The following is a 19,408-nucleotide window of genomic DNA, read 5'->3' as shown; positions in this document are numbered from 1 at the left end:
CTCAAGCCGCCCAGCGGTTCATCGGGCGCACTTCGCGCAGGTAGGCGCCGCCCGTGCCTTCGCGCACGGGCGGCGCGCGGTGGAATTCGCCGTCCTTCATGACGGCCAGGATGCGCGCCTTGTCCTGCAGGATGGTGATGTCGGCCAGCGGGTCGCCGTCGATGAGCAGGATGTCGGCCAGGCAGCCTTCGCGCAGGTAGCCGATCTGCTTGCCCATCTTCATCATCGGGCCGCCCCAGGCCGTGGCCGACAGCAGCGCCTCCATGGTGCTCATGCCCACGTGCCTGACGAAGTACTCCAGGTCGCGCGCATTGGTGCCGTGCGGTGTCCAGGCAAAGCCGTAGTCGCCGCCTGGCAGGATGCGGATGCCACGTTTGCGCATGGCCTGCATGCTGGCGATCGCCGCCTCCAGCTCGCGGTGGTAGCCCATCTTCTTCGTGACCTCGGGCGTGAGGCCGTACTCGCTCGCGTTGTTCACGGTGCGGATCAGCCAGGCCAGGCCGGGCGCGACGAAGTGCTCGAACTTGTGCGCCTCCAGCAGGTCCAGTGCTTCCTCGTCGGCAAAGCTCGCGTGGTAGATCACCTCGATGCCCTGCTTCACGCACTGCTTGATGGCCCAGGTGCTGCGCGCGTGCGCGGCCACGCGCTTGCCCCAGGCCTTGGCCTCCTGCACGCAGGTGCGGATCTCCTCCTCGGTGAACTGGCTCATCTCGGACGACATGCCCGTGATGGATTCGCCCGACAGGTTGATCTTGAGCGAATCCACGCCGTACTTGGCGAACATGCGCACGCAACGGCGCATCTCCTCGGCCCCGCTGACCACCGCGCCGAACGCGAACTCCGGTTGCGGCAGATGCGGCTGGGTGGTGTCGCCCAGGCCGCCGGGGACCGTGATCTCCTGGCTGGCGGCGAGGTAGCGCGGGCCCACGATGGTGCCGTCGTTGATCGCGTTGCGGATCACCACGTCCAGCCGCGGCTTGGCGCAGGCCGCGCCCACGCAACTCGTCCACCCCATGTCCAGGTAGCGCTTGGCCACCTCGGCGCACCACAGGATGTGCTCTTCCGGCGGCATGCGCTGGATCGCGTCCAGGCTGGGCTGGTCGTTCCAGCTGAAGTGCGTGTGCGCCTCCACCATGCCCGGCATCAGGAACGCACCGCCGCCGTCGATCACCGTGGCGCCGGCCACGGGCTGGCTGCGCTGGCCGAAGCCCGTCTTGACGACGCGGTGGATGCGGTTGCCCGACACCATCAGCTCGCCCATGAAGGGCTGCTCGCCGCCGCCGTCGAAGATGCGCACGTTGGTGAAGTGGACATCCGCCATGCTCAGTTCCTCACGCTGGCCAGGAAGTCGCGCAGCGCGCGCTGGCAGTCCTCGGGCTTCTCCACGGGCGTCCAGTGGCCGCAGCGCGGCAGCACCAGCGCGCGTGCGCCGGCGATCTTCTCGGCCATCGCGCGCACGTTCTGCGGTGGCGCCACGCCGTCCTCGTCGCCCGTGACCAGCAGCACCGGGCAGGCGATGCGGTCCACGGCTGCCGCCTCGGCGCCGGCCAGTGCCTCGCAGCTGCGCGCATAGGCCTCGGGCTCCTGGCGCAGCAGGCTCTCGCGCACGAAGGCCACGGCCAGCGGATGGTTCTGCCGCGTTTCCGACGACACCGCCACCTGGGTCAGCTGGTCCACGATCTCGTGCAGGCCGGCAGCTCCTTCGCGCGCCTTGTCGGCGCGGCTGCGCATGGCCTTGCGCGCGGGATCGGGTGGCGTGATCAGCGGGCCGAACAACGCGAGGCTGCGCACGAGCTTGGGGTTTCGCACGGCCAGATGCTGGGCCACGATGGTGCCCATGGAGTGCCCGACCACGTGGGCACGCGCGATGCCAGCGCGGTCGCAGAAGGCCTGGACGGCATCCACGTAGCGGCCGATCGACAGCGCGCCCTCGGCCCGCTGGGAGCGCCCGCTGCCCGGCAGGTCCGGCCGCAGCACGCGGTGGCGCTGCAGCGCCGGCAGCAGCGGCCCGAAGGTGTTGGCGCTGCCGCCCAGGCCGTGGATGCAGACGACAGCATCGCCCTCGCCTTCGTCCTCGGCCACCATGCGTTCGATGGTGAGGAGCGTGCTCATTGGAACCTGTTCTCGATGGCGCCGATGCCATCGATCTCGACCTTGAACACATCGCCCGCCTTCAGCCAGCGCGGCGGCTTGAAACCCATGCCCACCCCCGAGGGCGTGCCCGTGGCGATGATGTCGCCGGGCAGCAGCGTGATGCCGCGCGAGCAGGTCTCGATGAGCGTGGGGATGTCGAAGATCATGTCTTCGGTCCGCCCGTCCTGGCGCAGTTCGCCGTTGGCCCAGCCGCGCACGCGGGTGCTGCGGCCGTCCAGTTCGTCGGCCGTCACGATCCACGGGCCCATGGGGCAGAAGGTGTCGAAGCTCTTGCCCAGGTCCCACTGCTGGTGGCGCGTCTGCACGTCGCGCGCGCTGACGTCGTTGACCACGGTGTAGCCCAGCACATGCGCCATGGCGCGGCCCTTGGGGATGTCGCGCCCGGGCTGGCCGATGACGATGGCCAGCTCGCTTTCGTAGTCGATCTGCTCGGTGACGGCACGGCCCGGCAGGCGCACCGTGTCGAAGGGGCCGATCACGGTCTGCGGCGTCTTGGTGAAGACGATGGGCCAGTCGTCTTCCTTGGGCAGGCTGTCGCGGAACACCGTGCCGGCGAGCTCGGCCGCATGGGCGCGGTAGTTGCGGCCCACGCAGAACAGGTTGCGGTGCGGGCGCGGCAGCGGCGCGCGCAAGCTGATGGCCGAGACCGGCAGGCGCGTGCCGGCTTCGCGCGGCAAGCGCCGGCCTTCGACCAGTGCCTCGATGAGTGGCTGCACGCCGCGGCTGGCGTCTGCGCACGCCAGCGGCGTGGCCTCGCGTCCATCGGGCGAGATCAGCCCCACGTGGTCCGTACCACCCCAACGCCAGCTGGCAAGCCGCATCTGGTTGTCTCCTGGTGCCGCACATGTCGCAGGGCCTTGCCCTGGCTGTGAGATCGAATGTCCGTTTTAAGACGGGTGTCTCACAACGGGATGGGCGCATCATAATGAGCGGGTCTCGCCGCGCAAGACACAAACAACACACCCAGACCCGGACAAACCCGCATGGCGCGCCCCAAGTTCCCGCACAGTCCTCCACCGCAGCCGCCCGAACGCGGCGTCAAGGCGGCCACCTTCAAGCTGCTGCTGGAGACGGCCATGGCCATCATCCAGGACGGTGGCCACATTCCCTCCGTGGCCGAGACCGCGGTGCGCGCCAAGGTGTCGCGCGCCACGGCCTACCGCTACTTCAAGAGCCGCAGCGCGCTGCTGACGGCCGTCATCGAGGCCTCGCTGGGACCGGTGCGCAGCCACGCGTCCGACCTGCCCGACGGGCATGCGCGGCTGCACGAGCTGTTCAAGAAGACCTTCCCGCGCTTCAAGGAGTTCGAGCCGCAGCTGCGCGCCGCCGCGCTGCTGTCGCTGGAGCAGTGGGCGCAGGAGCGTGCCGGCCTGCTGGAGGAGGAGCCGTTCCGCCGCGGCCACCGCGTGCGCATCCTCGAGCACGCGCTCGAGCCGCTCGCGCCGCAGTTGCCGCAGGCCGTCTACGACCGGCTGCACCGCGCGCTGTCGGTGATCTACGGCATCGAGCCCTATGTGATCCTCAAGGACATCTGGGGCGTGAGCGACCGCGAGGTCGAGCGCACCGCGCTGTGGATGGCCGATGCCATGGTCGATGCCGCCCTGCGCGAGGCCGGCTCGCCGGCTGCGGCGAAGAAGAAGCCCGCACAATGACGCCCATGCCCGAACACGACCCCGCCTGGTACGACGCCCAGTACCACACCCGTGCCGCCATCCCCGAGCACCCGCAGATCCTGCAGTACTGGACCGATGCGTCCAAGGCCACGCGCGGCAAGCTGCGCGGCAAGCTCGACCTGCGCTATGGCGAGGGCACCAAGGAGACGCTGGACCTGTTCCCGGCCGCGCAGCCGAACGCGCCGGTGCTGGTCTACATCCACGGTGGTTTCTGGCGCGCGCTGGACAAGCGCGACCACAGCTTTGTGGCCGAGCCCTTCGTCGCGGCCGGCGTCTCGGTGGTGCTGCCCAACTACGCGCTGGCGCCCTATGCCAGCATCGCGCAGATCGTGCAGCAGATGGTCAAGGCCGTCGCCTGGATCTGGCGCGAGGCCGATGCGCTCGGCGTGGACCGCCAGCGCATCGCGCTGGCCGGCCACAGCGCGGGCGGCCACCTGGCGGCGATGCTGCTGGCCTGCAACTGGCGCGACGTCGAGCGGCGCATGCCGGCGCAGCCGCTGCGCGGCGCGCTGGCGCTGTCGGGCCTCTATGAACTGGAGCCGTTGCGCCATGCGCCCTTCCTGGCGCCCGACCTCAAGCTGACCGAGGCATCGGCGCTGCAGCTGAGCCCGGCCTGGATGCCGGCGCCCGCCGGGCCGCTGCTGGCCCTCGTCGGTGGCGAGGAGAGTGCCGAGTTCCAGCGCCAGAACGCGCTGATCCGCGAACGCTGGGGCGAGGCCGCGGTGCCGGTCTGCGAGACCGTGCCGGGCCGCAACCACATGAACGTGCTGCACGAGCTGGCCGACCCGGCCGCGCGTGCGCACCGGCTGGCGCTGGGGCTGCTGGGCCTGTGAGAGCTGGCGGCTTGGTGTAGGGTTCGGGCTTCGCTCGAACCCAAAAGAACAAGCCATGGAGACACACCACCCGCCGGCCCCCGGCGTGGATTCGCGCTACGCGCTGTTCCGCCTGGGCATCGCGCTCTTGCTCATGGCCGTGGGCAACGGCGGCATGTACGTGGTGTCGGTCGCGCTGCCTGCGGTGCAGGCCGAGTTCGGCGTGGCCCGCTCCGATGCCTCGCTGCCCTACACGCTGCTGATGCTGGGCTTCGGTGTCGGCGGCGTGCTGATGGGCAAGCTCGCCGACCGCTTCGGCATCGGCTGGCCGCTGCTGCTGGGCGGCCTGTGCCTGGGCCTGGGCTACTGGGCGAGCGCCACGGCCGACAGCCTGCTCGGCTTCGCGCTCGCGCAAGGCCTCCTGGTCGGCTTCCTGGGCTGCTCGGCCAGCTTCGCGCCGCTGATCGCCGACACGGCCCTGTGGTTCGAGCGCCGTCGCGGCATGGCCGTGGGCGTGTGCGCCAGCGGCAACTACCTGGCCGGCACGGTGTGGCCACCGGTGGCCCAGCACTTCATCGAGACCGTGGGCTGGCGCCAGACCTACCTGGGCATGGCCGTGTTCTGCAGCCTCACGGTGGGCGCGCTGGCGCTGTGCATGCGCCAGCGGCCGCCCGCGGTGGCCGTGGCGCCACAGGGGCCGGCCGCGGCCGCGGCGGCGGCGCTGGTCACCGGGCGGCCGTTCGGCCTGTCGCTGGGCTCGGCCCAGGGCCTGCTCTGCGTGGCCGGCCTGGCCTGCTGCGTGGCCATGGCCATGCCCCAGGTGCACATCGTGGCCTACTGCGGCGACCTGGGCTATGGCGCGGCGCGCGGTGCCGAGATGCTGGCGCTGATGCTGGGCTTCGGCGTGGTCAGCCGGCTGGTCTCGGGCTGGATCTGCGACCGCATCGGCGGCCTGCGCACGCTGCTGCTGGGCTCGGCACTGCAGGGCGTGGCGCTGCTGCTGTTCCTGCCCTTCGACGGTCTGGTGCCGCTGTACGTGATCTCGGCGCTGTTCGGCCTGTTCCAGGGCGGCATCGTGCCGTCCTACGCCATCATCGTGCGCGAGTACTTCCCGCCGCAGGAGGCCGGGGCGCGCGTGGGCACGGTCATCATGGCCACGCTGTTCGGCATGGCGCTGGGCGGCTGGATGTCGGGCAAGGTGTTCGACCTCACGGGCAGCTACCACGCGGCCTTTTTGAACGGCATCGCCTTCAACCTGCTCAACCTCGGCATCACGGCCATGCTGCTGTGGCGCGTGCAGCGGCTGCGGCGCACGTTCGCATGAGCGCCTTGCGTCCTACACTGCGCGCCTTTCACGGTTCCAGGAGTTCCTGATGTCTCTCGTTTCTCTGCGTCGCCCCTCCCTGCTGGCCGGCGCGCTGGCTTCGGCGCTGCTGCTCGGCGCCTGCGCGCCGATGGCGCCGAATGCGACGGCCCCCGCCAGCCCGCCCCCACAGGCAGCCCTGCCCGTGGACGCCGCGCTGCGTGCGCAGACGCAGGCCGAGGTCGGCCCCTACCTCAAGACGCTGGAGACGCTGGTCGGCATCGAGTCCGGCAGCCGCGACCTGGAGGGCCTGCGCCAGCTCGCCGGCACCGTGGCCGAGCGGCTGCGCCAAGCCGGCATGCAGGTGGAGACCAGGCCCACGCGCGCGCCGGGCTTCCACCCGCAGCTCAAGGGCGCGGAGCTGGGCAGCATGGTGTATGCGACGCGCAAGGGCACAGGCGCCAAGAAGGTGCTGCTGATCGCCCACATGGACACGGTCTACCCGCGCGGCATGGGCGCCAAGCAGCCCTTCCGCATCGACGGCGACCGCGCCTATGGCCTCGGCATCGCCGACGACAAGCAGGGCGTGGCGCTGATCCTTCACGTGGTGGAACTGTTGGCGCGCAATGGCTTCAACGACTACGCCGAACTCGGCGTGCTGATCAACGGCGACGAGGAGGTCGGCTCGCCGGGCTCCGGCCCCTTCCTCACGGAGCTGGGCGGCGCCTACGACGCGGTGTTCTCGTTCGAGGGCGGCGGCAGTGCCACGGCCCGGGGCGGCGACATGGTGCGCCTGGCCACGAGCAGCATCGCCATCGTCGAGATGAAGGTGACCGGCAAGGCCAGCCATGCCGGCGCGGCGCCCGAGCAGGGCCGCAACGCGCTGTACGAGCTCGCGCACCAGATGCTCAAGTCGCGGCAGTTCGGCGACCCGGCCAAGGGCCTGCAGATCAACTGGACCGTGGCCAATGCCGGCAACTCGCGCAACGTGATCCCGGCCGAGGCCACGGCCATCGCCGACGTGCGCTCGCTGACCAACGCCGACCTGGACCTGATGGAAGCATCGCTGAAGAAGTCCATCGAGGACAAGCTGATTCCGGACACCAAGATCGACCTGAGCTTCTACCGCAGCCGCCCGGCCTTCGTGTCCAACGCGGCCTCGCGCGCGCTGGCCCAGCACGCCACGGGTCTGTACGGCGGGCTGGGCATGCCGCTGGAGATCCGCGAGCGTGCCACCGGCGGCGGCACGGATGCCGCCTTCGCCGGCCTGCGCCCGCGCGGCGGCGTGCTGGAAAGTTTCGGCCTGCGCGGCTTCGGCGCACATTCCAACGACGACGAGTACGTGCTGGTGTCCAACGTCGGGCCGCGGCTCTACCTGGCCGCGCGCATGGTCATGGACACGGGCCGCGGTCAGATCGGCTGGTAGGCGCAGGCTGTTGCCGGGCTCGTGGCGCACGGATCGCCGGCCATGTGCGCCACGAGCCCGGCCCGGCCCACGGCGACATGCGCCGCCAGCACGTGGCGATCGGGATAGTCGCCGCCGTTCTGGCGCCGGAACGCGATGGGGGGTTGCTCGAAGAGGCACTGCACACGACCCTGCCAGTCCTGCCGCACCCGGTCCAGCGCCTGCGCATCCAGTCCGCCAGCGCCATAGACAGCGTGCGTGGGCAGCACGTCGAAGCCGGGAAAGAACAGGGACCCATGGGTGATGGGGAAGAGCAACTGCTCCATCGGACCGTTGATGCCGCGCGGCGAATAGTCCACGGCCGGTCCGCCCGCGGCGACGCACAGCAGCGCGCGCTTGCCACGGAAGGCGCCATCGCCGTAGCGGTGCAGGTTGCCCGCATCCCGGTATCCGTAGGCCAGGCCATGGGCCCAGACCCGGTCGATCCAGCCCTTCATGATGGCGGGCATGCCGAACCACCACAGCGGGAACTGGAACAGCACGGCGTCGGCGGCCAGCACCTTGCGCTGCTCTTCGGCGACGTCGGGCGTCTGACGGCCGCTGCGGTAGGCGTGGCCTGATTCGCCGATGAAGGACAGGCGCTTGGGATCCGACCGCGCGGGGAAGTCGTCGGCGTCGAACACGGCCTTCCAGCGCATCGCGTACAGGTCGGACTCCACGACGGTGTGGCCTTGGGCGCGCAGGCTGTCGCGCGACACCTCGACCAGTTGCCGCGTGAGGGAGGTCGGCTCGGGATGGGCGTGGACGATGAGGATGTTCTTGGACATGGCGATTGGCGCTGTGGAAAGGAGAAGCCGCCAGTCTGGCCGCTGGCCTGCCATCTGTGAAATCGCGTGATCTCTGCCCTACCATCGACGCCATGGATGGCAAGCGGCTGGATCTCAACCTGCTGGTGACGCTGGAGGCTTTGCTGGTCGAGCAGAACGTGACCCGTGCGGCCGCGCGCCTGCACCTGAGCCAGCCGGCCGTCAGCGCACAGCTGGCGCGGCTGCGCGTGCTGTTCGACGATCCCTTGCTGGTGCCGGCGCAGCGTGGCATGACGCCGACCGCGAAGGGGCTGGAACTGCTGGCACCGCTGCGCCAGTCGCTCGACCAGGTGCGGGCCACCGTGGCCGAGAAGGCGAACTTCGATCCGGCGCGCGCCGAACTCACGCTGACGATCGCCTGCACCGACTACCTGCAGGCGGTGGCGGTGCAACCGCTGTGCCTGGCCTTGCGCCAGCGTGCGCCGGGCGTGCGGGTGGCCATGTGCCACCTGGAGCTGCAGACCCTGGACGCGCAGATGGCGCGCGGGGACGTGGACCTCGCGCTCATGACGCCCGCGGCGGCACCGCCCAGCCTGCGCACGCGCCACCTGTTCGACGAGGACTACGTGCTGATCGGCCGGCAGGGGCATCCGCGCCTGCGCAGGGGCCTGAACGCGCAGGCCTATGCGCAGCTGGAACATGTGGTGGTGGCGCTGCGCGGTGGAGACTTCGCCACACCGGTGGACGATGCGCTGGCGGCGCTGGGCCTGCAGCGCCGTGTGGCGGTGTCTGCGGCCTCCTTCCTGCTGGTGCCGCAACTGGTCGCCGCATCGGACCTCGTGGCACTCGTGCCGCGCCGCCTGGCCGCGGGCAGTGAGCAGCCCTTGCGCACCGTGGCACCGCCGTTCGCCGTGCCGGGCTTTGCGGTCGGCATGGTCTGGCACGAGCGCAACCACGGCCATGTCGGCCAGCGCTGGCTGCGCGAGACGCTGCACGCGCTCTGTGCCGAAAAGACACCACGCCGGCCACGTTGAGCACGCGGACGCGCAGAATGCGGTGGGCATGCAGACCGAGTCCCTCACCCTCACCACGGCGCTCGGCCACCGCGTCGATGCCATCGCCACGACGCCGGACGCTGTCGATGCCGCCTACGTGTTCGCCCACGGGGCTGGCGCCGGCATGGCACATCCCTTCATGGCCAGCGTCGCCCAGGGACTGGCCGAGCGCCGCATCGCCTGCCTGCGCTACCAGTTCCCCTACATGCAAGCGGGTTCGCGCCGGGTGGACGCGGCGCCGGTCGCGCAGGCCACGGTGCGTGCCGCGGTGGCCTGGGCGCAGGCCCGCTGGCCCGGGGCCACGCTGCTGGCGGGCGGCAAGTCCTTCGGCGGACGCATGAGCTCGCAGGCCCAGGCCGCCGAAGCCCTGCCCGGCGTTGAGGGCCTGGTCTTCCTGGGCTTTCCGCTGCACCCGGCCGGCCGGCCCGGGGCGGAGCGCGCCGCGCACCTGGCGCAGATCGACCTGCCCATGCTGTTCGTCCGCGGCACGCGCGACGCGCTGGCAGAGGCCGGCCCCTATGCGGAGTTGGTCGGGCAGCTGGGTGGCATCGCCACGCACCTGGCCATCGCCGAGGCCGACCACGGCTTCCATGTGCTGCGGCGCAGCGGGCGCACCGACGACGAGGCGATGGAAGAGTTGCTCGATGGGCTGTGGGCCTGGACCCAGGCCTGGCGTCTGCCGGCCTAGGTGGCGGGCCGCACCGCCACGGCCTCGATCTCCACCTTCACGGGCGCGATGAGGCCGGCGATCACGGTCGAGCGCGCGGGCGCCTGTTCGGCCGGAAAGCGTTCCGCGTAAGCCGCGTTGAAGGCCGGGTAGTCCACCGCATCGGTGAGCCAGACGGTGGTCTTGACCACGTCTTCCAGCGTGCAGCCGGCTTCGCGCAGGATGCGTTCGATGTGGTCCAGTGTGGCGTGGGTCTGGCCCGCGATGTCGGGCGCGGCCGGGCCGGCCGGCGTCATGGGCACCTGGCCCGAGACGAACACCAGCCGGTCCCAGGCCACGGCGGCCGAGATCGGCTGGCGCTGGCCGGCGCGCACCACGGCGCCGATGCGTTCGATGGGCGCGTCCATCAGTCCGCCTTGGCGCCCGAGGTCTTGACGATGGCGCCCCACTTCTTCACCTCGGCCTCGATCAGGCCCTTGAAGGCGGCCGGCGAGGTGCCATCGATCAGGAAGCCGCGCGAGGCAAAGAAGTCCGCGATCTCCGGCGTCTTGATGGCCTTGTTGACCTCGACGCTGATCTTCTCGACCAGCTCGGCCGGCGTGGCGCTCGGGGCGAACAGACCCTGCCAGGACAGCGCCTCGAAGCCCGGGTAGCCGCTCTCGGCCACGGTCGGCACCTTGGGCAGCATGGGGTGGCGCTGTTTCGAGGTCACGGCCAGCGCACGCAGCTTGCCGGCTTCGAGTTGCGGCATCACCACCAACAGGTCGCCGAAAGTGGCTTCGATCTGCCCGCCCATGAGGTCCTGCAGCATGCCGGCGCTGCCGCGGTAGGGGATGTGCACCATCGAGGTCCTGGTGGCCTGCTTGAACATCTCGCCCGTCAGATGCATGGAGGTGCCGTTGCCGGCCGAGCCGTAGCTGATCGATCCGGGCCTGGCCTTGGCCAGCGCGATGAACTCGGCCAGGGTCTCGGCCTTGACCGTCGGGTTCACGGTGACCACCAGCGGCGAGCTCACGACCATGGAGACGGGCGCGAAGTCCTTCACCACGTCGTAGGGCAGCTTGGGGTACAGCGCCTGCGCGATCGCATTGCTGCCGGTCACGCCCATCAGCAGCGTCATGCCGTCGGGCGCGGACTTGGCCACGTAGTCGGCGCCCACCGTGCCGCCCGCGCCCGCGCGGTTCTCCACGATCACGGTCTGCCCCAGCGCCACCGACAGCTTCTCGCCGATGCGGCGCGCCAGCAGGTCGGTACTGCCACCAGGCGGGAAGGGCACGACGATGCGCAAGGTCTTGCCGGCCTGGGCGCGGGACAGCAGCGGCGCGGCGGCCAGGGCGGTGCCAGCGGCCAGGCGGCGCAGGGACTGGCGGCGGGAGAGGGGCTGGGTCATGGGCACTTTCGGAGATGGAAGGAAACCAGGGCGGCCATGCAGGAAACGTGCAGGGCGGGTGTCATGCGGTGTGCTCGGGCGCTGGCGGCCCCCAGCCGCCGCCGCCCGCGGTCTCGACGACGAGCCGGTCGCCGGCCTGCCACTGCGCGCGCGCCTTGGCGGGCAGGAGGTCGACGCGGCCGTCGGCACGCTCGATGCGCGCCGCGGCGCAGGCACCGGGCAGCCCACCGGCCGCGCCCTGGGGCGCGATGCCGTGGCGCTCGCCACGGTAGGAGATGCTGCCGCTGCCATGCAGCAGGCGGTAGACGCGGACCACGCCATCGCCGCCGCGGTGGCGGCCCGCGCCGCCCGAGCCCGCGCGCAGCGCCACGCGTTCCACGCGCAGCGGCGCCTGGGCCTCGATGGCCTCGGCCGGCGTGCTGCGCGCGTTGCCCACATCGGTGGAGACGCCCGACCCACCCGGGCCCGTGGGCGCGCCACCCGCGGCCGAAGCGATGATCTCGGTCAGCAGCCAGGGCGTGCCATCGGGCCGCGAGCCGCCCAGCGAGAGCACCACGGCCTCGCCCGCATTGGGGGCCGGCATGCGCGCCGGCAGGGCCTGGGCCCAGGCGCCCAGCAGCGCATTGGCCAGCAGCTTGACGAGGTTGGTGCGCGCATTGACGGCGGCCGGGAAGGCCGGGTCGACGATGCTGCCAGGGCGCGTGCGCAGCGTGAGCGCTGCAAGGCTGCCGTCGTTCGGGGCGGCCTGCGGCGCGAGCATGCGCGCGAAGTAGGCCACTGCGGCCTGCACGGCACCGCGCGCGGCGTTCACGGGGCCCTGGGTCTGGTCGGCGCAGCCGGTCAGGTCCAGCTCGGCGCGGTCGCCGCGCTTGCGGATGCAGACCGCCACGCGCACGGGCGCGTTGGTGATGCCGTCGCCGTCCAGCGCGTCCTCGAAGGCGTAGTCGCCATCGGGTGCGGCCGCTAGCGCGGCGCGAGCCGCGGCTTCCGATGCTGCCAGTGCCGCCCCGCAACCCGCGGCCGCATCGGGTGTGCGCTGCCACAGGTCCGAGAGTTCCTGCGCGCCCTGTGCGAGGCAGGTCCACTGCGCGGCCAGGTCGCCCGCGAGGTTGTCGGGCATGCGGCTGTTGGCGCGCAGCAGGCGCAGCAGCGCGGCGTCGACCGCCCCTGCGCGGTAGAGCGGCGTGGGCGGGATGCGCAGGCCCTCCTGCTGGATGCTGCTGGCGTGGGTCGGCACCGAGCCCGGCGCGATGCCGCCCACGTCCTGGTGGTGCAGCACGCAGGCCAGCAGCGCCACCGTGCGGCCGGCCACGCAGACCGGCCGCACGAGCGTGAGGTCGGGCAGGTGCGTGCCGCCATGCCAGGGGTCGTTGAGCAGGTAGCCGTCGCCCTCGGCCATGCTGGCGGCCGGGTACAGCGCGAGCAGCCCGGCCACGGCCGGCGACAGGCTGCCCAACAGCAGCGGCAGCGTGCGCGCCTGGGCGACGAGCCGGCCGTCGGGCAGGAACACCGCGGCCGCGCAGTCCATGGCCTCGCGCACCACACTGGAGACGGCGTCCTGCACGAGGCGCTGCTGCATGCGGTCGGCAAGAGCCTCCAGCTGCTGCGGCAGGCCGTCGTCGCGCGCAGACTCTGCGGCCGACGCTGGCGCGTGCAGGCCCAGCGCCTGCACGGTCGCCAGCGTGCGCTCGTACTCGCCATCCTGCGCCAGCACCGCATGCGAGCAGACCACGGGCAGATCGGGCCACAGCTGCGCGATGCGTTGCGCCAGCGCCAGTTCGTGCGCGGGGTTGCGCTGCGCGAACAGCAGGCAGACCGCGATGCCGGCAGGCGGCCGCGGGAGCGCGGCCAGCGCGTTGAGCACGCCGGCCAGGTCCAGCGCCTCGACCTCGGCACCGGCGGCGTCGATGCGGCCGCGCGCCTCGATGCGCCAGGCGGCCGGCAGCAGCTGCGGCCAGGGCGAGGCCGGCACGTGCAGCGCGTAAGGGTCGGCGCGGTTCTGCCGTGCCAGGGTCAACACGTCGGCGAAGCCTGCGGTGCAGATCAGCGCGATGTCCGGCATCTCAGAACCTGTCCGGCCGGAACGGCGTGAGATCGACCTGCGTGGGCCGGCCCGCCACGAGGTGCGCGACCTCGCGCCCCGTGCTCGCGCCCATGCACATGCCCATGTGCCCGTGGCCGAAGGCCAGCCAGGCGTTGTCGGCGTGGCGCGCGCGGCCGACCACGGGCAGGCTGTCGGGCAGGCAGGGCCGGTGGCCCATCCACTGCGTGGTTTCGCTGGTGTCCAGGTGCGGGAACAGCTGCTGGCCCAGGCGCAGCAGGGCCTGGGCGCGCTCGTAGCGCGGCGCGGCCTTCAGGCCTGCGAACTCGACGGTGCCGGCCAGGCGCAGGCCCATGGCCATGGGGTTGACCATGAGGTTGTTCTCCACGGCCATCACGGTGTGGCGCAGCTGCAGGTTGGAGCTGCGCACCGTGACGTGGTAGCCGCGCTGCGTCTCCAGCGGCACGCGCGAACCCAGCTGTGCCGCGAGCGGGCCCGACCAGGCACCGGCCGCCACCACCACGCCGTCCACGGGCAGGCTGGCACCTTCGTCGGTGCGCACGCCCGTGATGCGGCGCCCTTGGCGCTCGAAGCCGGCCACGCGCTTGCGCAGGTGCACGGCGCCCTGCTCCATGCAGTGCGCGTACAGGGCCTTGACCAGGGCCGAGGGATCGGTGGTGGAGCCGTTCTCGGGCGCCAGGATGCCGAAGCGAAACCGGCCCTTGAGGTCGGGCTCCAGCTGCTCCAGCTCGTCCTGCTCTACTTCGCGCATCTGCACCCCCAGCGAGCGGCGCAGCTGCATGCCCCAGGCCCATTGCGCGGCCTTCTCGCGCGAGGAGTAGACGTAGAGGCAGCCGCTGCGGCGCACCAGGTCCGTCGCCTGGGCGTCCTGGAGCAGCGGGCCGTAGCAGTCGAAGATGGGCACCAGCAGGCTGCGCAGTGCGGTGGCGATGCGCGTGACCTCCTCGCGCGAGGAATGCCGCAGCATGCGCACCAGCCAGGGCAGGACCAGCGGCGCATGGCGCCAGCGCACGGTGAGCGGGCCCAGCGGGTCGAGCAGCCAATTGGGCACGCGCTTCCACATGCCCGGCATGCCCACGGGCAGGCAGGCGCTGGGCGAGAGCGAGCCCGCGTTGCCGAAGGAGCAGGCTTCGCCAGGCTCCAGCGGATCGAAGAAGGTGACCTGGTGACCGTCGCGCTGCAGCCAGGCGGCGGTGCAGGTGCCGACGATGCCGGTCCCGATGACGACGACATGCATAGGCGGCGGATTGTGCGGGGAGCGTGCGCATCAGGCCAACGAATTCATTTGATTTGTGCATCAGGTTCTCTGATTCGTGGGCCGCGTCCGCGCCACAATGGTGCAGCCATGAACATCACCCTCCGCCAGATGCGTGCGTTCTCGGTCGTGGCGCGCAGCGCGAGCTTCACGCTGGCCGCGCGCCAGCTGCACCTCACCCAGTCGGCCGTCAGCATGCTGGTGCAGCAGCTCGAGGAAGAGCTGGGCGTGAAACTGTTCGACCGCACACGCCACGCCGTCACGCTGACCGAGGCCGGCCAGCAGCTGTTGCCGCTGGCGCGCCGCATGCTCGACGACCTGCGCCAGATCGAGGAAGGCGCGGGCGACCTGCGCTCACTCAAGAGCGGTGTGCTGCGCGTGGTGGCACCCCAGCTCATGGCCTGCACCTGGGTGGCCGGTGCGCTGGCGCGGTTCGAGCGCGCGCACCCGCAGGTGGGCCTGCGCATCGTCGACGGCTCGGCCGACGACATCGTGGGCACGGTGCGCCGCGGCGACGCCGAGCTGGGCATCGGGCCGGAGCGCGCCATCGGCGAGGACGTCACGCGCAGCTTCCTCATGCACGTGCCGATGCGCCTGGTCTGCGCCGCTGCGCACCCGCTCGCCGGCCGCGAGGCCGTGCAGTGGCGCGAACTGCAGGGCGAGCGCTGGGTGGTGTACTCGGGCGATTTCAGCCGCTATGTGGAGCAGCGCCTGCAGGAACACGACGCCTCGCTCTCGATGCAGACCGCCACCGAGGTGCGCTATCTCACGACCGCGCTGGCCTTGGTCGGCGCGGGGCTCGGCGTTGCCATGGTGCCCGACTACGCGCGCAGTTTCGCCACCAACTTCGGCATCCGCTTCCTGCCGTTGCGCGCGCCGGCGCTGAACCGTGAGTTCTTCGTCTACCAGCGCCGCAGCCTCGCGCTGTCGCCAGCGGCCCAGGCCTTCGTCCAGATGCTGCGCGCGCAGTCGCGCGAGCGCTGATGCGGTACGGCCTTAGCGTGGCACGCGCGCCGGGATGAAGTGCGACAGCACGCCGGCCGCCGCGAAGGCCACCAGCCCGATGGCGCCGATGCCCCAGCCCAGCGACAGCGCGCCGGCCAGGAAGGACAGCAGCGCCGGCCCGCTGGACGAGCCGATGTCGGCCATCAGCCGCCACACGCCCAGGAAGTGCGCGCGGCCGTGGCGTGGCGAGTGGTCGGCGCCCAGCGTCATGATCAGGCCCGAGCCGATGCCGTTGCCGAAGCCGATGGCCAGCGCCGCGACCAGCAGCGTGCTGAAGCCCGTGGTGAACGGCATCGCCAGCAGGCCCAGGCCCATGATGACCATGGACGGCACGGCCACCCAGCGCCGGCCCTTGAGGTCCATGAGCTTGCCGGCCGGGTAGAACACCAGCATGTCGATGCCGCCGGCCAGACCGTAGACGAGCGAGGCCACGGCCGGTGCCAGCATCAGGTGGTCGGCCCACAGCGGGATCACGACCTGGCGCGAGGCGCGCACGGCGCTCAGCAGCGTGACGCCCAGGCCCAGCGTGAGGAAGGTGCGGCGGTGGTCGCGCAGCGTGGAGGCGATGCTGGTGGCCGCCGGTGCGGCCTGGCCGGGCGCGGGCGCAGGCACGGCGAGGTCGGGCACGCGCGAACCCAGGGCGGCCGCGGCCAGCACGCCCGCGATGCCGACACCGAAGGCGCCCGACAGGCCGAAGGCGTGCACGGCCGCCGCACCCAGGAAGGGCCCGATGAACATGCCGATGCGCATGACCCCGCCCAGCGTGGACAGTGCGCGCGCCCGGTACTGCATGGGCACGGCCTCGGTCATGTAGCTCTGGCGCGCCAGGTTGTAGACCGCCTGCGACATGCCCACCATGAAGCAGCCCAGCGCGAACAGCGCGAGGTGGCCCGTGAACACGCACATCGCCATGCCGACGGCGCTCCAGAGCCCCGCGGCGACGATGGCGCCGCGCTCGCCCCAGCGCATGGTGATCAGCGAGGCCGGGATGTTGGACAGCAGCGAACCCAGGCCGATCAGCGTGACGATCAGCGCGGCCATGGGCACGGAGCCGCCGAGTTCGCGCGCCATGAGCGGGATGATGGGCAGGATCGCGCCCTCGCCCAGGCCGAACAGCAGCGAGGGGCCGAAGGCGGGGATGGCGATGCGGCGGAAGGAGAACTCGGACGGGGGGGCGGGCGCGGCGGACATGCGGGAGGCGGCTGGGCGGGCCAGCAGAGACGAGGTGCGGGCCGCGATTGTGGCGCTGCTGGGATCGGCTTGCGCTGCGCTCAGGCTCTGCAGGGTGCGGCGGTCAGGGCGAGCGCCGCTTTCTCGGACGCTTTGAGGGCGGATCGGCCGGCGGCGCCGTTTCAGGCGCACTCAGCGCATAGAACTCGTGCAGCTTGGCCGCCAGCATCTGCCGGTCCGGCAGCTGTGTCTGGTACTGCGCCACCAGCGCAGGCGACAGCGTGCGGCTCAGGGCGTACTCGACGACCTCGCTGTCCTTGCTGGCGCACAGCAGCAGGCCGATGGCCGGGTTCTCGTGCGGCTTCTTCACGTCGCGGTCCAGCGCTTCGAGGTAGAAGTTGAGCTTGCCCAGGTGTTCGGGTTCGAAGCGGTCGACCTTCAACTCGATGGCCACCAGGCATCAGGCCGCGGTGGAAGAACAGCAGGTCCAGTGCGAAGTCGCGCCCACCCACCTGCAGGGGAAATTCCGAGCTGACGAAACAGAAGTCGCGGCCCAGCTCGGTCAGGAAGCTGCGCAACTCGGCCAGCAGGCCGCGGTGCAGGTCGGCTTCGGTGTGGCCGGCGGGCAGGTTCAAAAACTCGACGGCGTAGGCGTCCTTGAATGCACTGACCGCTGCATCTCCGTGTATTTGTGTCAGCGCCGCTGACACTTTTGGTGGCGCCAGCACCGCGTGGTCGAAAGCGCCCAGACGCAGCTGCCGCTCCAGCTCGCGGCTACCCCAGCGTTGCTGGATCGCCATGCGCAGGTAGAAGGTGCGCTCTTCCGCGCGCTTGGCCTGGCTCAGGATGAGAAGGTTGTGCGTCCACGGAAGTTGTGTCAGGAGTGCTGACACCACTTCGTCGCCGCGGTAGGTTTCGAAGAACTGGCGCATGCGGAACAGGTTGCGGCGCGTGAAGCCGCGCTGTCCGGGCAGCGTGCGCGCCAGGTGGGCCGCCAGCTTGTCCACCACGCCTTCGCCCCATTCGGCGGCGGCCAGCTTGCCGCTGATGTACTCCCCGATCTGCCAATACAGGCCCACCAGCTCGGTGTTGACGGCCTGGTAGGCGCGCTGGCGCGCCTGTTCGATCAGCCGCACCACTTCGGCGAAGGCCGACTCCACGGGTGGAGTCGCAACTGCAACAGGATTCTTGGATGCCGGCTGGCGGGGACGCATGGTGGGATTGTCATCCACCGGCCTCCCGCCAGTCCGTTTCACCCCGCCGCCAGCATCCCCTCGACCAGCCGCCCCGCATGCAACACCAGTTCATCCGCATAGCGCCGCCCCACCACCTGCAGCCCGAACGGCAGCCCCTGCGCGTCGCGGCCCAGCGGCAGGCTCAGCGCCGGCTGCTGCGTGAGGTTGAACGGGTAGCAGTAGCCGTTGCCGGCGAACCAGTTGCGCGGCTGCGTGTCCGGCGCCTCCTGAACGTTTGGCAGCGGCGGTGCAACGGTCGGCGCGGTCGGTGTCAACAGCACGTCGATGCCGGCGAACTGCTGCGACAACGCGCCGGCCAGGCCGCGCAGCTGGGCGCGGGCGCGCGCCAGCCGCGTGGGCGAGAGGTCGGCGCCCTGTTCCCACAGGCGTTGCAGCGCCGGGTCCAGCGTGGCGCGCTGGGCGTCGCTCCAGTCGACGAAGGACTCGTGCACGCGCGACTGCCAGACGGTCCACATGGCCTGGTCCGCGTCCAGGCCCAGCGCCGGCAGTGCCACGAGCTGGTGGCCGGCCGCGGCCAGGCGTTCCAGCAGCGCCTGCATGGCTTGCGCGATGGTGGGGTCCAGCACGGTGGGCGCCCCCAGCGCCAGGCTCCAGCCGATGCGCAGCTGGGCGGGCCGCTGCGCGGGCATGCGCGGGTACAGCGAGGCCGGGTCGCGCGGGTCGGGCTGGCCCAGCACGGCCATGGCGCGTGCGCAGTCGGCCACGCTGCGCGTGAGCGGGCCGAAGTGCGCGAACTCGGCGAAGGCGCTCTGCGGCGCGGCCGGGATCGCGCCGAACGTGGGCTTGAAGCCGACCACACCGCACCAGGCGGCCGGGATGCGCACCGAGCCGCCCGCGTCGCTGCCGACGGCCAGCGGGCCCCAGCCGGCGGCGATCTGCGCGGCCGCGCCGCTGCTGGAGCCGCCCGCGCCGCGCGTGACATCGCGCGGGTTGCGCGTGGTGCCGGCATGCGGGTTGTGGCTGGCGATGGTCCAGCCGAACTCGGTGGTCGTGGTCTTGCCGAACAGCACGGCGCCGGCCGCGCGCAGATGGGCCACGAGCGGTGCGTCCTGCGTGGCGGGCGGGTCGCCGGCCGTGGACAGCGAGCCGCGCCGCGTGGGCCAGCCGGCCACGGGCAGCAGGTCCTTGATGGAGACCGGCACGCCGTCCAGCGGCCCGAGCGCACGGCCGGCCTGCCAGCGCGCGGCCGAGGCCTGCGCCTGGGCCAGCGCGCCTTCGCCGTCCAGGTGGCAGAAGGCGTTGAGGCCTCGCGTGTCCACATGCACCTCGGCCAGCAAGGCCTGCAGCACGGCCACTGGCTCGTGCACGCCGCGTGCGTAGGCGGCGGTCAGCCCGCCGATGTCGAGCTTCAGGGCTTGCGCGCTCACTGGTGCACCCTTCGGCCTGCGGCCTGTC

18 protein-coding genes and 1 pseudogene are annotated in these 19,408 nt (G+C 71.6%); 7 read left to right on the top strand and 12 right to left on the bottom strand.

Annotated elements, in window-relative coordinates; all coding sequences use genetic code 11:
• Position 1: 1 nt before the first annotated feature.
• From ASF45_RS06830 to ASF45_RS06820, 3 genes are read right to left on the bottom strand one after another with little or no spacing between them, the layout of a single operon-like run.
• A complete protein-coding gene (locus ASF45_RS06830) occupies positions 2-1,321 on the bottom strand; it encodes an amidohydrolase family protein (RefSeq protein ID WP_063887591.1) in 1,320 nt (439 codons plus the stop codon).
• Positions 1,322-1,323: 2 nt separating this feature from the next.
• Positions 1,324-2,112, bottom strand: coding sequence for an alpha/beta fold hydrolase (locus tag ASF45_RS06825; protein ID WP_056659089.1), 789 nt, complete (start codon positions 2,110-2,112; stop codon positions 1,324-1,326).
• Complete coding sequence (locus ASF45_RS06820; protein WP_056659086.1) at positions 2,109-2,975, bottom strand: fumarylacetoacetate hydrolase family protein; 867 nt, start codon at positions 2,973-2,975, stop codon at positions 2,109-2,111. Before ASF45_RS06820 ends, ASF45_RS06825 begins: the two co-directional genes overlap by 4 nt.
• 162 nt (positions 2,976-3,137) lie before the next feature.
• On the opposite strand from ASF45_RS06820, the gene ASF45_RS06815 reads away from it, so the two are divergent.
• From ASF45_RS06815 to ASF45_RS06800, 4 genes are read left to right on the top strand one after another with little or no spacing between them, the layout of a single operon-like run.
• A complete protein-coding gene (locus tag ASF45_RS06815) occupies positions 3,138-3,806 on the top strand; it encodes a TetR/AcrR family transcriptional regulator (RefSeq protein ID WP_056659083.1) in 669 nt (222 codons plus the stop codon).
• Positions 3,807-3,811: 5 nt separating this feature from the next.
• On the top strand, positions 3,812-4,660 hold the full coding sequence (locus ASF45_RS06810; RefSeq protein WP_056659275.1) for an alpha/beta hydrolase: 849 nt from the start codon (positions 3,812-3,814) through the stop codon (positions 4,658-4,660).
• Between the two features lie 55 nt (positions 4,661-4,715).
• Positions 4,716-5,963 carry an MFS transporter gene (locus ASF45_RS06805; protein WP_056659081.1) on the top strand — a complete coding sequence of 416 codons (1,248 nt, stop codon included), beginning with the start codon at positions 4,716-4,718 and terminating at the stop codon, positions 5,961-5,963.
• Between the two features lie 49 nt (positions 5,964-6,012).
• Entirely contained in the window at positions 6,013-7,368 is a 1,356-nt protein-coding gene (locus tag ASF45_RS06800; RefSeq protein WP_056659077.1) for a glutamate carboxypeptidase, read from the top strand.
• On the opposite strand, the gene ASF45_RS06795 is transcribed toward ASF45_RS06800, so the two are convergent.
• Entirely contained in the window at positions 7,353-8,174 is an 822-nt protein-coding gene (locus ASF45_RS06795) for an NAD(P)H-dependent oxidoreductase (protein ID WP_056659074.1), read from the bottom strand. The two genes, ASF45_RS06800 and ASF45_RS06795, sit on opposite strands and share 16 nt — an antisense overlap.
• 92 nt (positions 8,175-8,266) lie before the next feature.
• On the opposite strand from ASF45_RS06795, the gene ASF45_RS06790 reads away from it, so the two are divergent.
• Both ASF45_RS06790 and ASF45_RS06785 read left to right on the top strand, forming a co-directional pair.
• On the top strand, positions 8,267-9,187 hold the full coding sequence (locus tag ASF45_RS06790; RefSeq protein WP_056659071.1) for a LysR family transcriptional regulator: 921 nt from the start codon (positions 8,267-8,269) through the stop codon (positions 9,185-9,187).
• A 28-nt stretch (positions 9,188-9,215) separates the two neighbouring features.
• Positions 9,216-9,896: an alpha/beta family hydrolase gene (locus ASF45_RS06785; protein WP_056659067.1), complete on the top strand. Its 681-nt coding sequence runs from the start codon at positions 9,216-9,218 to the stop codon at positions 9,894-9,896.
• On the opposite strand, the gene ASF45_RS06780 is transcribed toward ASF45_RS06785, so the two are convergent.
• The 4 genes from ASF45_RS06780 to ASF45_RS06765 form a co-directional block, all read right to left on the bottom strand.
• Positions 9,893-10,282: a RidA family protein gene (locus ASF45_RS06780; RefSeq protein WP_056659065.1), complete on the bottom strand. Its 390-nt coding sequence runs from the start codon at positions 10,280-10,282 to the stop codon at positions 9,893-9,895. The genes ASF45_RS06785 and ASF45_RS06780 overlap by 4 nt on opposite strands.
• Positions 10,282-11,265 (bottom strand): tripartite tricarboxylate transporter substrate binding protein, encoded by a 984-nt coding sequence (locus ASF45_RS06775; RefSeq protein WP_056659062.1) that lies wholly within the window; start codon positions 11,263-11,265, stop codon positions 10,282-10,284. The genes ASF45_RS06780 and ASF45_RS06775 overlap by 1 nt, the downstream gene beginning before the upstream one ends.
• 61 nt (positions 11,266-11,326) lie before the next feature.
• Positions 11,327-13,327 carry a hydantoinase B/oxoprolinase family protein gene (locus ASF45_RS06770; RefSeq protein ID WP_082550845.1) on the bottom strand — a complete coding sequence of 667 codons (2,001 nt, stop codon included), beginning with the start codon at positions 13,325-13,327 and terminating at the stop codon, positions 11,327-11,329.
• A 1-nt stretch (position 13,328) separates the two neighbouring features.
• Entirely contained in the window at positions 13,329-14,564 is a 1,236-nt protein-coding gene (locus ASF45_RS06765) for an FAD-binding oxidoreductase (protein ID WP_056659059.1), read from the bottom strand.
• A gap of 108 nt (positions 14,565-14,672) precedes the next feature.
• On the opposite strand from ASF45_RS06765, the gene ASF45_RS06760 reads away from it, so the two are divergent.
• On the top strand, positions 14,673-15,566 hold the full coding sequence (locus ASF45_RS06760) for a LysR family transcriptional regulator (protein ID WP_056659057.1): 894 nt from the start codon (positions 14,673-14,675) through the stop codon (positions 15,564-15,566).
• A gap of 12 nt (positions 15,567-15,578) precedes the next feature.
• Here the strand turns inward: ASF45_RS06760 and ASF45_RS06755 are convergent, their stop codons facing one another.
• From ASF45_RS06755 to ASF45_RS06745, 4 genes and pseudogenes are all read right to left on the bottom strand, one after another.
• On the bottom strand, positions 15,579-16,778 hold the full coding sequence (locus ASF45_RS06755; RefSeq protein ID WP_056659054.1) for an MFS transporter: 1,200 nt from the start codon (positions 16,776-16,778) through the stop codon (positions 15,579-15,581).
• Between the two features lie 103 nt (positions 16,779-16,881).
• Entirely contained in the window at positions 16,882-17,211 is a 330-nt protein-coding gene (locus tag ASF45_RS37055) for a PDDEXK nuclease domain-containing protein (RefSeq protein WP_369802104.1), read from the bottom strand.
• 67 nt (positions 17,212-17,278) lie between these two features.
• Positions 17,279-17,971 (bottom strand): annotated as a pseudogene (locus ASF45_RS06750) (PDDEXK nuclease domain-containing protein); the annotation flags it as partial.
• 38 nt (positions 17,972-18,009) lie between these two features.
• Positions 18,010-19,380 carry an amidase family protein gene (locus ASF45_RS06745; protein ID WP_056659052.1) on the bottom strand — a complete coding sequence of 457 codons (1,371 nt, stop codon included), beginning with the start codon at positions 19,378-19,380 and terminating at the stop codon, positions 18,010-18,012.
• Between the last annotated feature and the right edge of the window lie 28 nt (positions 19,381-19,408).

Origin of the sequence: Pseudorhodoferax sp. Leaf265 (genome assembly GCF_001422365.1) — a bacterium.
In the GTDB taxonomy this organism is placed as follows: Bacteria; Pseudomonadota; Gammaproteobacteria; order Burkholderiales; family Burkholderiaceae_C; genus Pseudorhodoferax.
This window is presented reverse-complemented; position numbering and strand designations above follow the sequence as displayed.